Origin of the sequence: Citrobacter sp. JUb117 (assembly GCF_024809055.1) — a bacterium.
Classification (GTDB): Bacteria; Pseudomonadota; Gammaproteobacteria; order Enterobacterales; family Enterobacteriaceae; genus Citrobacter; species Citrobacter gillenii.
This window is the reverse complement of the sequence record NZ_JANUFB010000007.1, coordinates 50,025-65,614: the sequence shown is the minus strand read 5'-3', so window position 1 is coordinate 65,614 and position 15,590 is coordinate 50,025. Positions and strand designations below refer to the sequence as shown.

The following is a 15,590-nucleotide window of genomic DNA, read 5'->3' as shown; positions in this document are numbered from 1 at the left end:
TCGATGAGAAAATACCTACTTCTCGCCTCTCTCGTCCTAACCGGTTGTGCCACATCACCGCAGGACTGCGACTTACATGCACAGGATCCGAGTTTTATAACCAAACTGAGCTGCGCCACCTCTGGTGGTTATCGCCAGCAGGTTGATCAGAAAGAACAGCAAGTTCGGCTCAGCCAATATGAAAATGAATCGGCGAAGCAGCAGCAGGCTTATACCCAAAACAGACAGCAAAACGTCAATAAAACGTTAGCAGATGAACAAGCAAGGTTGGACGCTGTGCGTTCAGACCTGTCGCAGACCCTCGCACAACTGAAATCAAGCAAACTGAAGAGCAGTGAAAGCCAGAAAGAAATACGACAACTTCAGGAACTACAGCGACAATCTCAGCACGCCAGTAGCGCCAGCGAAATTGCAGAAATTGAAAAGAAAGTCGCAGAAGCCAAGCAGAAAATCAAAATCCTTGAGGAAGCAAACACGCTTCGCTAAAGGTGCGATAAAAGTGGCACCTGTTACGTGGCCACTTTTTCTGCCCGCTGACGATAACAGCCCTGGCGTGCTGATATGCGATTGTTCGCATAACACGCAAATAATCCACAATAACAATGATTTTGGTTATGCAACGATTAACAACTGCTGCGCCTATTGATGAAGCGACTCTGAAAATTTATGAGGAGACGGTTGCTATCATACACCGTCACCTGCCTCCGTCTTTGGCACTACTCTATGCCACCGCTCGCCGTAGCTCAGATGGCTACCTCGAATGGTGGACTGAGCGCCAGGGGCTGGCAAAACCTTTTTCAGCACTGAGTGAGACGGAACAACTCTTCGTTCAGGGTAAACGTCAACAGTACCAGGATATCCTGAAGAGTTTAATCGACCAACTGGTTACCCGCGGTGAAGAACACTCAGCGCAGGCGTTGCAAACGCTGTTAACGCATTCACACGACCTCGACTGTTACAGCGTGGGCGGTGAACCCGTGTTAATCAACTGGGCCATTGTCAATAATGTGGCTCCGGTTCCCGTCGTGGTTGTTCCCTGGTGGCGACGCTTTCTTCCGTGGCTTTTACTTTTGCTGGTACTGTTGCTGATTGCCTTAGCCTGGTGGTGGTCTAAAAAGATCCCTGCCGAGCCACCTCTCCCCGCCCACCACGAGGCCGCCGTTGCCACGCCAGTCAGTACGGAATTAACCCAGGCTAACCCCAGTATTAACCTGGAAAAACGTAAAGATTTCGGGCGTATCAAAATTAACCTGACCTGGCAACAAGGTAATCACAAAGAGCCAATCGATCTCGATATCGCCGCCTTTATCCGTTTTAAAAACGGCAAGATAAGTGGTGCCGAAGCCCTGAGTAAATTCCTCGGGGATTATGACAAACCCCCTTATCTGTTACTGCAAAAAGATCTGCGCGAAGGTAACGACCAGGATGGTGAGTGGCTCTTCATTAACGGTAGCCACTGGCAGGAGATTGATGAAGTCCTGGTTTATAGCTTCATTTATGGCGGCGCTGATAACTGGCAAGGAACGAATGCCACTATCACTATCTATGTCCCCAATCAGCCACCGATTAAATCCACGCTAACGGATAGCAATCAGATCAATAACGTTGCGGCAATCGCCAGACTTAAAAACGTCGATGGCAATATCAAAGTTGAACGGCTTGACCGTTTCTATCCCGACCGGAAGTCGCTGGATAAGCACTATGGCTGGGGTTTTGAATGGACGCCTGGCGCAAGCAAAAATTAGCCTGCATCACAGTGGCTCTTGTTAAATCACAGCCTTAAAAGGTTTAGATAATGCGAAATTCGATTCAGGGACCACTGCTGCGTTCCGGGCATAACTCCTCATTTAAGGCGCTGGGTGAAACCGGCTACCCGGTTTTCAAGATGGCCTTCCAGTTACGCGAAGCTATCTATCGCCTTGATGCCGGACGCGATCTGGCCCGACATTTGGCGATTCCACAAAACGATCAGGGTGGAGACCGAACCGACTGGTACAGCAGCTTCCCTGGCGATGTTATTCCATGGAGCGGTGCAAGCGAGGCAGAGCGAGAATCAGCACGCCAACAGTTTACTGCGTTTCAGATGGCGGTGCAGTCACTCAGCGAACAGTTGCTTAACGCAGAGCAAAGTGGAACCGGCGGCGACCGCCGCGTCTTTGCCCAACTTCTGAAATCCGTGGTGAATTTCCCCGATTACGATTTTGTTTATCTCGTTAATGGGATCCTCGTGATCACCTTTTGGGGATTTGTTCACTCTGAAGGTGAACAGCGCAATCCGATGCATTGGCTGAGCCCGTCATCAGTACCTGCAACATCCCTCGCGGCCACAACGCCACTGGCGCAAGCTGACACTATCGTGACTCCGGCGATCGCGCCTGTTGTCGAAACCGTAGGTCGAACCCGACGCTGGAGTTGGCGTTGGCTACTATGGTTGCTGCTGGCGTTACTGTTGTTAGCGCTGTTATTAGGGTTGCTGCGCGGATGCGTACCTTCTCTTTCGCTCCCCGGCCTCCCCACTTTTTCCTCGGATAAAACTGCCGTCGTGACGGATCCTGTGGCCGAACGGCCATCGGTAAATACCTCAGGCGTAGTCACTCAGGTTTCCCGGGCAACGACAGATACCGTCGTCGGAACGCGTGCCGTCCCCGGCATCACGGAAAGGGCTGCTGTAGGTGAGCATCAAACTCTGGAATCAACTCCATCAACCCGCCCGTCAGACATACCAACTACAGAGGTAGGCAGTGACGCCAAGCTCCCGCAGCCTGTCGCCAACGACACAGCCGTTGGCCAGCCATCAGCTCAGGTTCCTCCTGCCGTACCCGACGCGGTAGATGCCCAAACGCTGCCTGCTGTTGAACCCGTCACCACACCACCGGCTATTCCAGCACAGGGTGAACCGTTGACGCTCCCTGCCACCCTCCCCAATGGTCCGGCGCAGTTTCTCAACGGTGAATGGCGCGTGAACGGTGGTATTCAGGACAAACTTTCCGGGCGTCCTCTGCAGTTGCAATACAACTTTGCCCAAGGCAATGGCACTGTCAGCGTCCGCCAATCTAACGGCGTAACCTGCAGCGGCCCGGCCAGCGGCAATGTGCAACAGGGCGCCCTTAGCATTACCAATCCAGAGCAAATGAAATGTAGCGACGGTTCAAACTTTATTGTGCCGACAATCGAGTGCAAATCCCCGGCAGCTGGCCACGCCGATTGTCTTGGCAGCAATAATGGGGAAAAAACGTTCCCTATTCGCATGCTTCAACCTAATTCCTGAACAGGGACGAGATAACTATGTTACCTGAGATTGTATCTTTCGATCGTCAAATTACCCTGGTGGGCGACTCCGGGATCCAGTTTATGGATTTTGGTTTATCCCTTGGTCGCTTACCTGCTGGCGAGTTTGTCAAACTCGCGAACGGTGTCCTGACCCGTTTAATCTATAACGAACAGCGCGACTATTATTTCTATCAGCCGACCCCCGAGAATATTGAAAAGGCAAAAAGCCAGTATGATATTCCCGTGGAGCAAAGCCTTAAGTTGTTTGACGGTGTCTGGCTACCGCTTCCCCTGCTTCGTTTTAGCCCGCCCAATGTGTACCAGGAAGGGCCTCTGAACTGGGCGCGTTTTCGTCTAGTCAAACTGGCTGAGCCGGATATGGATGGGCATAGTCATCGCATGACATTGGCTATCGACACGCGCGTAATGGCTAAACAGCAAGCTGCCGCCGATCTTAGCCCAAACCAGGAAGATGTGAATGCAGGGGCGACCTTTGCCGTCGCAACGGCCACCTATGCCCTCAACTGGTACCTCACACAGGAGTGGATAACAGATTGGCTCAAGGAAGTGTTTAAAGAGGCAAGCAAAGGCCGGGACATTGATGAGCGTGAACAAGAGCTTGCGCAACAATATCCCCTGGCGCATTACCTCAACCTTCTTTCTTTGATGGCTATTCCGGTAGAAGGTCTGCAAAGCCAGACCGCTCCAGTCATTGAATTGCCGCAGTTCAGGGTGATTGCCAATCGGGAAACCAACGCCATCAAGCCTATTGCGGTCGATCTGATCCTGGACGTCGGCAATTCACGTACCTGCGGTATTCTTATTGAGGACCATGGCCAATCTGGTTCAGGCATGAGGCAAAACTATGTCCTCAAACTCCGCGATCTCAGCGCGCCGGAGCATGTATATATTGATCCCTTTGAAAGTAGGGTCGAATTTTCACAAGCCTTCTTTGGCAAAGATCACTGCTCAGTGCGCAGTGGTCGCCACGACGCATTTCAATGGCCGACTATTGCCCGTATTGGCGGCGAAGCCAGTCGCTTAGCTGCGCGTCGGAAAGGTAGCGAAGGATCAACCGGATTATCCAGCCCTAAACGTTATCTTTGGGATGAGAAATTTTATGGTCAGGGCTGGCGTTTTAATGGCAGCTACGTGCAGGACAGCAACCCCTTAGCGACTGCTGCGCCATTTGCCAACCTCATTGATGAAAGAGGCGAGGCGCTGCACACTATTGAAGATGAGATGGATCGCATCCCTGTCTTTACGCCGCGCTACTCACGTAGCTCGCTGATGACCTTCATGCTCGCCGAAGTGTTAACCCAGGCTATCAGCCAGATCAACAGCCCAGAGCAGCGGATCCGTCAGGGGCATGCGGGGATCCCACGCCAGCTACGTCATATTATTCTCACTGTGCCACCCGGTATGCCAATGGCTGAACGCTGCGTGCTTGATGAGCGGATGCGTCAGGCGGTTGGCCTGGTCTGGAAATCACTGCGCTGGCACAACGGAGAGAACGATCCGTATGAGGACGAGCAAGAGGAACACAGTCAGAGCAATATCAAGATCCCTCTGCCCAAAATCAGGGTTGAATGGGATGAAGCTTCCTGCGCTCAACTGGTGTATCTCTATACCGAGATTAATCAGAATTTTGCCGGTCATCCGGAAGAATTTTTCGATGCCATTGGCCGGCCTGACCGCACCGATCGTGAAAGCATAACCATTGCCTCTATCGATATTGGCGGCGGTACCACAGACCTGGTAATCACCGATTACCATCTCGACCGAAATGGCCTTTCCGGTGGCGGCGCCAACGCGCATATCATCCCCCACCAACGTTTCCGCGACAGCTTTAAGATCGCCGGCGATGACATTCTGCTGGATGTGATTCAGTCTTATGTCCTCCCTGCGTTTGAACAGACGCTACGGGAAGCGGGTGTGATGTCCGTTGAAACACTGATGTCTCAACTGTGTGGTTCCCAGAATATTAGCGCTGCTGAAGCTGTTCTTCGCCAGCAACTCAGCTTGCAACTGTTCGTCCCACTCGCGCTGCATATCCTGGGTGAATACGAGCAATACGATCCGCTGGATGAACAAACACACACCCTGATTAATCAGCGTGTCGGCGAGCTGCTACCGGCTGGCTGTATTCGAGATGAAGTTGAGGGGTTTGTCCGCCGTGAAGTCCAAAAAGCCGGGGGGCCAACCGATTTCAAGTTGGCGGATATTTTGCTTAATCTTCCGCTGACCAAACTGCATAGCGATCTCTGCTCCGGTAAATTCAACATCGATAAAGTGCTTACCGCATTATGTGAAGTACTGTCTTGTTATCATTGCGATCTACTGCTGCTGACCGGTCGCCCTTCTCAGCTACCGGGGATTCAGGCGATAATTCGCCGCAATCTTCCGCTCCCCCCAGGACGTATTTTACCGTTACATGGTTATCAGACCGGAACCTGGTATCCGTTCCATAAAAACGGTCATATTGACGATCCAAAAAGCACAGCTTCCGTCGGTGCTATGCTGACGCAGTTGTGCGCAAACCACAGTATCCCGAACTTCCATTTCCGAACCTCGGCGCTGAAACCCTACTCCACCATTCGTCATATCGGCACAATTGATATGGACAACCTGATCCGTGACGCCGATATCGTTTACCGCCACATAGAATCGGAGAATGGGCAGATCAAACTCCCGGCAATCACCGATGAAAACGGCGAGAAAACCACGCAAAGTATCATTATGCGCGGCGATCTGCGTCTGGGTTATCGCCAACTGGATGCCGAACGCTGGGCGGCGGCACCACTCTACACCCTCCGTTTTAGCGAAGAGGGGCGTAAGAAATTCTCCGCGGCAACCTCTACGGACAGCGGCTCTCCATACCTTAAAGTCAGATTGACTATCGACAAGGGAAACCGGGCGCGCCAGCTCGGTTTGATTAGCGATCGCCTGACGATCGCCGATGTCAGCAGCAACACCGATAAGTCCTTTAGCAAACGTGATTTAGACCTGGAACTCAATACCATGCCGGATACCGGGCTTATTGATAGCCGACACTGGCTCGATAGCGGGAGTGTTAAAAAATAATGAATAGCGAGCAAAAATCTCTCACCCAGGGTTGGGCAGCTATCGCTCAAGGTTGTCTTGACGCGCTCGGTTGGGTCGATAACGTACGCCCCGGCTCACGTCGTCTGGACAACGAAGCCGACAAACTCAGTCTGGCTTTACTGCGCACACGTAATCTGGCAAATAGTCTGACTCAAGTTGCCAGAACGCCGATGACCGTTGGTTTTTTCGGTATTTCTCAAGCCGGAAAATCGTATCTCATTTCAGCGTTGGCGGCGGGCAGTAACGGTTCGCTGGAAGCAATGTACGGCGAGCAGCGCGTCGATTTTATCAAAGAGGTTAACCCGGTAGGCGGCGGTAAGGAGGCCACCGGGTTAGTCACCCGCTTTACCCGTCAGGCTCCGGCCGCCCCCGCCGGTTACCCGGTGCCGCTGCGCTTGTTCAGTGAAATTGACCTGGCTAAGATTCTGGCAAATGCCTGGTTCAACGATTTTAACCATGAACAATTGAGCTATCAGCTCGATCAAAGTCGGATTGAAGAACGCCTGCGCCCTTTCCTTCAGCGTACCGTACAAAACCAAGGGTATAACGGCGTTAGCCAGGAAGATGTCGTTGCCCTGTGGGACTACCTTAACGCCTCGTTTAAAAAGTCGGTTGAGAAACTTGAACACGCTTATTGGCCGCAGGTACTGAAAATCGCCCCAGCATTAAGCCCAACTGAACGTGCGGAGCTTTTTTCCCTGCTGTGGGGAGAGCAACCAGCCCTCACTGAAACCTATCGTTCATTAGCCAACGTGCTGGCAAAGCTAAATCATGCCCGGATGGTGTTTGCCCCTCTGGAAACGCTTACCGACCACAGCAGTGGCAGCATCATGAATGTAGACAGCCTTAACCGGCTGGGTTCCAGTCAGGATCGTAACGTCGAGATCCGTTACTGGAAAGAAGATCAACAAATCGGCAGTGCCAGCTTATCTCAGGCTGAGCTGGCGGCATTAACCACCGAGCTTATTTTTCCCTTAGCGGAAGTCGAGGACAACAGCGTCGTGGAACAAGTCGATCTGCTCGACTTTCCTGGCTATCGCGGTCGTCTCAAGATTACTGCCCTCGAACAAGCCGGTAGAGACGGACTTAACGCGATTTCACAGCTACTGCTTCGCGGAAAAGTGGCCTACTTATTTGAGCGTTACACCGATAACCAAGAGATGAATGCCCTTGTGGTATGCGCCAGCTCAGCCAAACAGAGTGACGTTGCCGATGTTGGGCCAGTATTGAACCGATGGGTAGAAAAAACACAGGGTAAGAGCGCCGAAGAACGCGGGCTCAGCAAACCAGGACTCTTCTGGGCAATCACCATGTGTGATATGCGTATCAACAACAGTCTGCAACATACGGAAAATCAGTTAAAAGAAGGCTGGGAAGGCATGCTGCATATGACCCTGCTGGAGCGTTTTTCGCAATACGAATGGCTTCAACAGTGGGCGCCGAATCAGCCATTCAATAACTGCTTTCTGGTACGCAAACCTGGTCTCGATAACCCCTTCCTGAAACTGGAAGGTGAAGCTGGTCAGGAACGGCTCAACGAAGTGGAAATTGCCGATCGCTATCGTAGCGTGCTTGATACCATGGGCAATACTTTCGTCTGCGGTAAAAACGTGAATACCCACGTTGCTGAGCCAAGAACAGCCTGGCAAGCCATGCTCGAACTCAACGATGGCGGAATGTCGCGTTTGACGAAGGCGCTGCGAGGGGTCGCTCATCTTGACTTCAAACTAAAGCGTTTACAGCAACAACTTCTGCAGTGCCGTCTGGAAACCGGCGATCGGCACCTCGGCCGCTGGTACGAAAAAGATGGTGACGGGCAGATCGTGAAAAAACAGGCTATTGCTAAAGAATTATGGCAAGGGCTGTCTGCATGTTCCCACAGCATGGGGGAGATGATCGATCGATTGGATCTGCCCACCCGCGAACTCAATAACATCTACCTGAGTATTCGTGAGCACGATCAGGAGCCACTAACAGACGGCGAAAACCAGGCTTCAAACGCCTTCGCTGCGAATCCATTTGGCGGTAACCCGTTTGCCGATAATCCTTTTGCCAGCGATCCTTTCGCGACCACCCCGGTTGAAGCGACAGCTGTCGAAGCCCCTTCCTCCTCATCGCCAGAACGAGTCGGTCAGGATGATGATTTCGCTCATCAGATCTTTAAAGCCTGGGTTGCACACCTGAGAGAACTGTCTCAACAGACATCACCGTGGCGTCAACTCGGCATGAGCACTGAACTGATTAATCAACTCAGTGAAGAACTGATCACCGCCGCCACGCGTTTGGATCTTGAAGGCTCATTGAAGCGTGCCCTTGCAGGACAGGAGCAGGCGGGGACTCGTCGTGAACATCTGATGGCACGCCAGGTTTTACGCGCCCATCTGACAATACGGGATTTTATCGCCTGGTTTGGCTATCTCACTTTACCGCCAGAAAAAGTTCCCAACAGCTATGTTGGTGAGAAAAACAAAGTGTTTTTACGCCAGGCACCGCTCGCTAACGATGAGTTGCCTCAGCTCTCCGCCGTCGCGCCACAGCCAGGCGTCTCCTATCTGGGAGACTGGCTTTCCGCATTAATGAGTGTCGTGCTGAACAACGCAGGTCATAGCGCCACGCGGGATATTTCCTTCGAACATAATCGACAACTTGGCCAGATTATCAGCCAATTGAAACAAGAGAACATGCCATGCTAGCCAAAATCATCGCCTGCCAACCCGCAGAGCCAGGCGCTGCACAATTGATGGTCCGCCTGCGCGGCGATAATGCACTGCTCGCTAATTTGACCTTTATTCTTTGCAATAATGAGCAGAACTATCTGCAGCCCGATGGCAGCTGGAGTCCGGCACAGCATTGGTTTACCGTAAACGGCGGTTACCCACTGGCTAACGGCAGCGGTTTTCGTATTGGCTCAACCTTGCTTGACCCGCTGCTGGCAACCGCAAGCCAGGTGCAAATTCAGATCAAACTGGCATCTGGGGAAACACGTAACACTACGCTGCAGTTGGTGCGTGATGAACTCCTCTCCTCAGAAGCACGAGGTGAGACGGGGAGCTACAGCGGCAGCAGCTTGCTGGCTACCCCAGAAGCGCCCGCCGCGCCGGTCTCGGTGGCAGAAACCGTGGCTGAATCAGAACCGGAACCCGTTGCGCCGATAATGCATGCCGAGGAGAGGCCACAGCAGAAATCGACCTCATCACGCCTTCCCTTAATTGGCGCAGCAGCGCTGGCCCTGGTGGTCATTGCTGGCGCACTTTGGTGGTTCTTAGGGCGGGATAAAGCGCCGGACGTTGTTCCTGCTGTTCAGGCGCAGCAAGAAACGCCTGCCGCCGCGCCGCAGACGCCTGCACATAACGGTTGCTCAGAGGAAAGCTTAAACACCCTTAACGAGCTTGATTTTGTTCAAAGCTGCGTACAGGAAAAACTCGACAGCGACAAACTACTGGCCATTATTCAGACGGCAAAAGAGGCGAAGAAATGTGGGGTTGCGCAACGCCTGTACGCGAACCGTGCACAAGGGGGAGACACCAAAATCGCACTCGCCTATGCCAGTGAATACGATCCTAAAGGCCACCAACCAAGTGAATGCTTCAAAGAAGCGGATAAAGATACCGCGGCCTATTGGTACGAAACCGTATTGCAAACAGAACCTAACAACCAAACGGCCAAGCAACGCCTTGAGGAGTTAGGAAAATGACCTGGAATACCCTTAGCCGTCTGGCCCTGCCTTTATGTGGTCTGGTACTCAGCGGGCATGTTTTTGCCGCTGATGCCGAGAAACCGCTGCTTCAGGAAGGGAAAAAAACGTTGTATCAGCGTGTTCTCACCACACCAGGCTGTAAACTCGCGGAAACTGCAGGTGATGATAAAGGACAGATACAACCCGCCTTTAGCAGCCTGTACGTTTATAAAAAGGAAGATGCGAAGGGTCAAAGTTGGCTCAAAGTCGGACCTGACAGCTACGGTAAAACCATCGGCTGGTTACCAACGTCATGCACCGTCGACTGGAAAATGCAGCTAACGCTGGCATTCACCAACCCAGCGAACCGCGATCGCTTACTCTTTTTCAAAGAGAAAAAAAGTCTCGATGATATTCTCTCGGCCCCCGACCCGGTCTCATTGGTCGCCCCACTGCGTGCCAAATTGAAACGGGACGGCCATGCTGACGGCATTCAGGCGCAAGAACCTGAATATTTTGTCGATCTGCAAAAGCAGTTCTATCTGCTGCCTATCCTGAGCGGTGAAGAGGTCATGACCGAAGATGGCTTCTACACACGTCTGCTTAACGTCGCCTCTGTTAGCAAAGTCGACGCAGAACCAAAACAAGAAGATAGCGTCAACCAACTGAAAGGCTTTAACGCTTCGGTGGTCTTCGTCATTGACTCAACCATTTCAATGGGGCCTTACATCGAACGCACCAAAGAAGCGGTTAATAAGATCTATGACAAGATCAAACAAGAACACCTTGATGGTCAGGTCAAGTTTGGTCTGGTCTCATATCGTTCGAACACCAAAGCCGTACCGGGACTTGAGTACCGTACAAAAATTTACGCTGATCCTAACCATGTCAAAGATGGCGCAGATTTCCTGAAAAAGGTAGCCGATCTTAAAGAGGCAAAGGTTTCCAGTTCCTTGTACGACGAGGATGCCTATTCCGGCGTACTGTCAGCCATTGATGATATTGACTGGAGCCCATTCGGCGCACGTTACATGGTTCTGATTACCGATGCAGGTGCCATTGACGGCAGCAATAAGCTTTCAGGTTCTGGCCTTGATGCCAGCCAGCTTCGTCTTGAGGCCGGTAACCGCGGTATCGCTATTTACACCTTGCACCTGAAAACATCGGGCGGTAAAGATAACCATGCCAAAGCGGAGAGCCAATATCGCGATCTCTCCAACTTTGATAGCACCCATTCCAATCTTTACCAGGCCGTCAATGCCGGTGATATCAAGACATTCGGTCAACAAGTTGACGCCCTTGCTTCCGCCATTACTGAGCAGGTTAAGTCGGCTTATATGGGGGATGCTGCAATTGGTAGCGCCCTGTATGCGAAGGAAGATGGAAAGAAACTGACGCCGGAACAAAAGCTACTTCAGGACACCGCGTTGATTGGGCATGCCATGCAATTAGCCTATCTCGGTAAACGCAACAGCACCCAAGCACCGTTAGTTTTCCAGGCCTGGATCAGCGATCGCGATCTGATTAAACAAAATATTCCCACCACCGATGTGCGTGTTCTTCTGACCAAGGGGCAGCTTAGCGATTTAAGCGATGCTGTCGGCCAGATCCTAAAAGCGGCAAATGAGGGGATGATCTCGCCGACCAAGATGTTTGAACAACTGCGTACCGTTGCTGCAACGATGGGTACAGATCCAAATCAACTGAAGCAGCAGGATAATGCCCGCATTGGCGATCTTGGCGTACTCGGAGAATACCTGACCGACCTTCCTTACAAGAGCGATGTCCTGAACCTCGACGAAGAGACATGGAAAAGCTGGGATGGACTGTCGCAGGAGAAGTTTATCCGCACACTGTCGTCCAAACTACGCCATTACCAAAAATACAATGCCGACGTTGATCGCTGGGTCGAACTGGCGAAAGGAAGCGATCCGCGCGATCGTGTTTATCCTATCCCGTTGGAAATGATGCCCTGATGCTGCACATTGAAGAGCTGTGCGTTATTCGAGGTCAGGGAAGCCAGGCACATCGGGTTTATCTGCCGCAGCTCACGCTGCAGCCAGGTCAGGTGGTCGCGGTAACCGGGGAAAGTGGATGTGGAAAAAGTACCTTACTGGAATCCATTGGGTTACTGTTGCAGCCCAGCCATATTGGGCGCTTCGAGCTTACCGACAACGCGCAGAAATGTGATATTGCAACGCTACTGAACGGCGAACGACATAGCGAGCTAGCGGACATTCGTGCCCGCCAGCTCGGTTTTGTACTGCAAAATGGCGGTCTTCTTCCCTATCTGAGCGTTAAAGATAACATTCTCCTGCCCTGCCAGTTATTGGATATCACACCTGATAAATCCATGCTGAACAGGGTGCTTGACGCACTAAAACTCTCGCCGTTGTTAGCTAAATATCCAACCCAACTCTCATTTGGTGAAAGACAGAGAACGGCATTTGCTCGCGCCATATTACACCGCCCTGGGCTGGTACTTGCCGATGAACCAACTGCGGCACTCGACCCTCACAATGCACAGAATCTGTTTAGTCTGTTTATTGAATTAGTCCGCCAGGAAAGCATGATGGCGCTGGTTGTTTGCCATGACTGGCCGCTGGTGCAACATTTCGATTTACCCTGTTTAACCGCCCAGTCAGAACCTTTAACAGCATCGTCGACACATGAGCAGGGAGGAACCTACTTTGTCTTTTAACCGAGCCAGACTAGTAGGCCGCCTGGCCATGCAAGATCTGTGGCACGATCGCATCATCTCATTTTGCATCGTTTCTTCTCTTGTCGCCGTCATTGCGCCTTTACTCCTCCTTTTTGGCCTACGTTTTGGGATTGTGGACCAGTTACAAGAAGATCTCACCCGTGACCCTCGCAACCTTGAGATTCGTATGCTGAGTAGCGGTAGCTATGATCAGAACTGGATTACACAGCTGCAACAACGTCCCGATGTAGGCTTCGCTATCGGACAAACACGATCGCTGAACACACTCGCCGATTTGCAAACTGATATCTCTCACTTTATTGAAAATGCAGAAGTTATTCCCACATCCGTAGGTGATCCTTTACTGGGTAAGTTGGAGATTCATCAGGAAAGTGACGTGATCGTTACCCAGGAAGCCGCGCGAAAGTTGGCAGCGAGGGTGGGCGATACCATCAATATACGGGTGAGTCGGTTGCTTGACGAACGCCGGGAATGGGGTCGTAAAAGCGTCACTATCGTGGGCATTTTACCTGCGACCTATTTCAACCGCGCCGCCATCTTTACTCAGCCTTCATTATTACTGGCTATTGAACATTTCCGCGATGGTTATGCGGTAACTGAACTCGGAAGCATAAGTGGTGCTCAACTCAATAGCAAACCGCCGCGCTATGCCCGCGCCAGATTGTATGCCCATGATATTGACCAGGTGGCTAGCCTGGAACGCGATCTCAGGGCACAGCGTATCGAGACAACCAGTCGCCTGGCGGATATTGAAAATGTCAAAAGCATCAACCGGGTATTGGGCATTATTTTTAATACCATCGCTGCTACTGCACTGGTTGGCTGTATAACCTCGCTTGTCGGCTCATTTATCGCGAATGTCGATCGTAAGCGTAAGCATATTGCCGTACTCCGTCTGCTTGGTTTCACTCGCCCGGCAGTGGGTGGCTATGTCATTGTCCAGGGCTGTCTACTCAGCCTGATGGCTTATGTCGGCGGCTTTGGCCTTTATCTGTTAGCCAGCCAGGTATTTAACCAGGCGTTAGCCGGGGGACAAGCAACAGATCAGATGCTTTGCAAGATCACGCCATTACACGGCCTCGTGGCCCTGTTACTGACTCTTGTTGTAGCCATACTGGTCGCCAGCATCGGCGCTTATCGCGCCATCAATATTGAGCCTGCGCAAAGCCTGCGCGAGGTATAACCCTATTTATCATTTGCGGAGATCGTTCATGGCCCTTACCCCTTCCACATTATCTCGCTGGCTGGCGCTTGCCCTGCTTGTGAAGATGTCACCCGTGCTGGCAGAGCCGTGGGCGGATAAAACCTATAATCCTAAACCCGACAGCGAAGACATTATTTTACCAATGCCCTGCGAAGGTTCGATGGTATTCCGTCGGGTCGAGATCCCGGTATCAGGCCCTCTTGATGATATTCCTGTTACTTTAGGGGAAGATGGCGGGGAATGGGGCTTTGTCGAACACAGTTATCCAACTTTTATTGCCGGTAGCTTTACTGAATCAAAAAAAAGTAAGGGTCGTTACTATTTGATGGCCAAATATGAATTGACGGCGTTGCAATATCAAGCATTAACCAGCAGTAACTGCCCGACCCCATCACGCAAGCTGAGCATCGCGCAAACCAATATCAGTTGGTTTGATGCAGTAAACCTCGCCGATAAATATAACCAATGGCTACGTAGTAATGCTCTCGACAAGCTGCCGAAGGAAGAGAGTAATCCAGGATTTTTGCGTCTGCCCACAGAAGTCGAATGGGAATTTGCGGCACGTGGCGGCCTGAAAGTGAATAGTGCAGAGTTTCGCGACTCTCACTATCCGATGGATGATATGAAAAATTACGAGTGGTATTCCGGCTCACAGTCCTCGAATAGCAAAGTACAGCTGGTTGGCCTGTTAAACCCTAACCCCCTCGGCCTGTATGATATGTTGGGTAACGTTTCTGAGATGATGTTTACTCCATTTTATCTCAATAAGATCAACCGGCTGCACGGCCAGGCAGGTGGTTTTGTCGTGCGTGGAGGCAGCGTTATGTCAAATGAGTCTGATATCCGTAGCGCCACCCGTAAAGAAATTAACTACTACGATGATGCCCATCCTTTCACCAGCAAAACGACTGGCCTGCGACTGGTCATGGTGTCCCCGGTCGTTACATCGACAGACCGCGTGAAGTTGCTGGAGAAAAACTGGGCCGCACTCGGTGAAGAAAAGCCGGGAGTAAATAAGAAAAATGACGAATCAAAAGACACCGCGAAAGCACTGGGAAGCCTGGCATCCGGCGTTGAAGATACTGAGCTCAAAAAGAAACTTAAGGATCTGGAAAACCAGCTTCGCGCCAGCAATCAACAGCAGCAAGAAGAGCGTGCACAATCGATTCGTGCCAGCCTTAATTTAGGCTCCTTCCTGTGCACAAAGTTGCAGGATGATGGCCGCTTCCTGGACTTCCTGAACCATAACTATGAATTGCTGTGCAAGGACAAAGACAGTAGTGACAAAAACTGTGCAATCCGAAAAACCAAACTCGGTGAACAAACTGACCGCTTACAGCAATTAACCAGTTACTACGCTAGCAGTCTGGTTGACTCCGCCACGCTTTATGGCCAAGAGGGTCTAAAACAGGAAGTGACCGTTTTCGATCAAATGCTCACCCTGAATAAACGCCTCTCTGGGCTTAAGCCCTTCCTCGCCGCACATTGGCAGAATCAGCAAAAATACCTGGCAAACGGAAAAATTGATACCGCGGGTTGGCTGGAAACCTGCAAACAAATTAAAAGTGGTAACTAATTCACACCGGTGATTAAACACACATGTTTATTAAGGA

Annotated in this window: 10 protein-coding genes; all 10 read left to right on the top strand. The window is 51.5% G+C overall.

What is annotated here, in order from left to right:
* Positions 1 to 3: 3 nt before the first annotated feature.
* The 10 genes from M2374_RS16755 (at position 4) to M2374_RS16710 (ending at position 15,553) form a co-directional block, all read left to right on the top strand.
* Positions 4 to 486, top strand: a complete 483-nt coding sequence (locus tag M2374_RS16755) for a hypothetical protein (RefSeq protein WP_181688442.1) — start codon at positions 4 to 6, stop codon at positions 484 to 486.
* A 128-nt stretch (positions 487 to 614) separates the two neighbouring features.
* The gene (locus M2374_RS16750) at positions 615 to 1,745 is read left to right on the top strand and encodes a tellurite resistance domain protein (protein WP_137399583.1); all 1,131 of its coding nucleotides are present in this window, start codon (positions 615 to 617) and stop codon (positions 1,743 to 1,745) included.
* 50 nt (positions 1,746 to 1,795) lie between these two features.
* Entirely contained in the window at positions 1,796 to 3,268 is a 1,473-nt protein-coding gene (locus M2374_RS16745) for an SrfA family protein (protein ID WP_181688443.1), read from the top strand.
* Between the two features lie 17 nt (positions 3,269 to 3,285).
* Complete coding sequence (locus tag M2374_RS16740) at positions 3,286 to 6,354, top strand: virulence factor SrfB (protein WP_181688444.1); 3,069 nt, start codon at positions 3,286 to 3,288, stop codon at positions 6,352 to 6,354.
* Complete coding sequence (locus M2374_RS16735) at positions 6,354 to 9,068, top strand: virulence factor SrfC family protein (RefSeq protein WP_181688445.1); 2,715 nt, start codon at positions 6,354 to 6,356, stop codon at positions 9,066 to 9,068. Before M2374_RS16740 ends, M2374_RS16735 begins: the two co-directional genes overlap by 1 nt.
* Entirely contained in the window at positions 9,062 to 10,069 is a 1,008-nt protein-coding gene (locus M2374_RS16730; RefSeq protein WP_249414504.1) for a hypothetical protein, read from the top strand. The genes M2374_RS16735 and M2374_RS16730 overlap by 7 nt, the downstream gene beginning before the upstream one ends.
* Positions 10,066 to 12,027, top strand: coding sequence for a vWA domain-containing protein (locus tag M2374_RS16725; protein ID WP_135912501.1), 1,962 nt, complete (start codon positions 10,066 to 10,068; stop codon positions 12,025 to 12,027). Before M2374_RS16730 ends, M2374_RS16725 begins: the two co-directional genes overlap by 4 nt.
* Entirely contained in the window at positions 12,027 to 12,752 is a 726-nt protein-coding gene (locus M2374_RS16720) for an ABC transporter ATP-binding protein (RefSeq protein WP_117342064.1), read from the top strand. Before M2374_RS16725 ends, M2374_RS16720 begins: the two co-directional genes overlap by 1 nt.
* 28 nt (positions 12,753 to 12,780) lie before the next feature.
* The gene (locus M2374_RS16715) at positions 12,781 to 13,956 is read left to right on the top strand and encodes an ABC transporter permease (RefSeq protein ID WP_181688446.1); all 1,176 of its coding nucleotides are present in this window, start codon (positions 12,781 to 12,783) and stop codon (positions 13,954 to 13,956) included.
* A gap of 28 nt (positions 13,957 to 13,984) precedes the next feature.
* Positions 13,985 to 15,553: an SUMF1/EgtB/PvdO family nonheme iron enzyme gene (locus M2374_RS16710; protein ID WP_117342062.1), complete on the top strand. Its 1,569-nt coding sequence runs from the start codon at positions 13,985 to 13,987 to the stop codon at positions 15,551 to 15,553.
* The last annotated feature ends 37 nt before the right edge of the window (positions 15,554 to 15,590 follow it).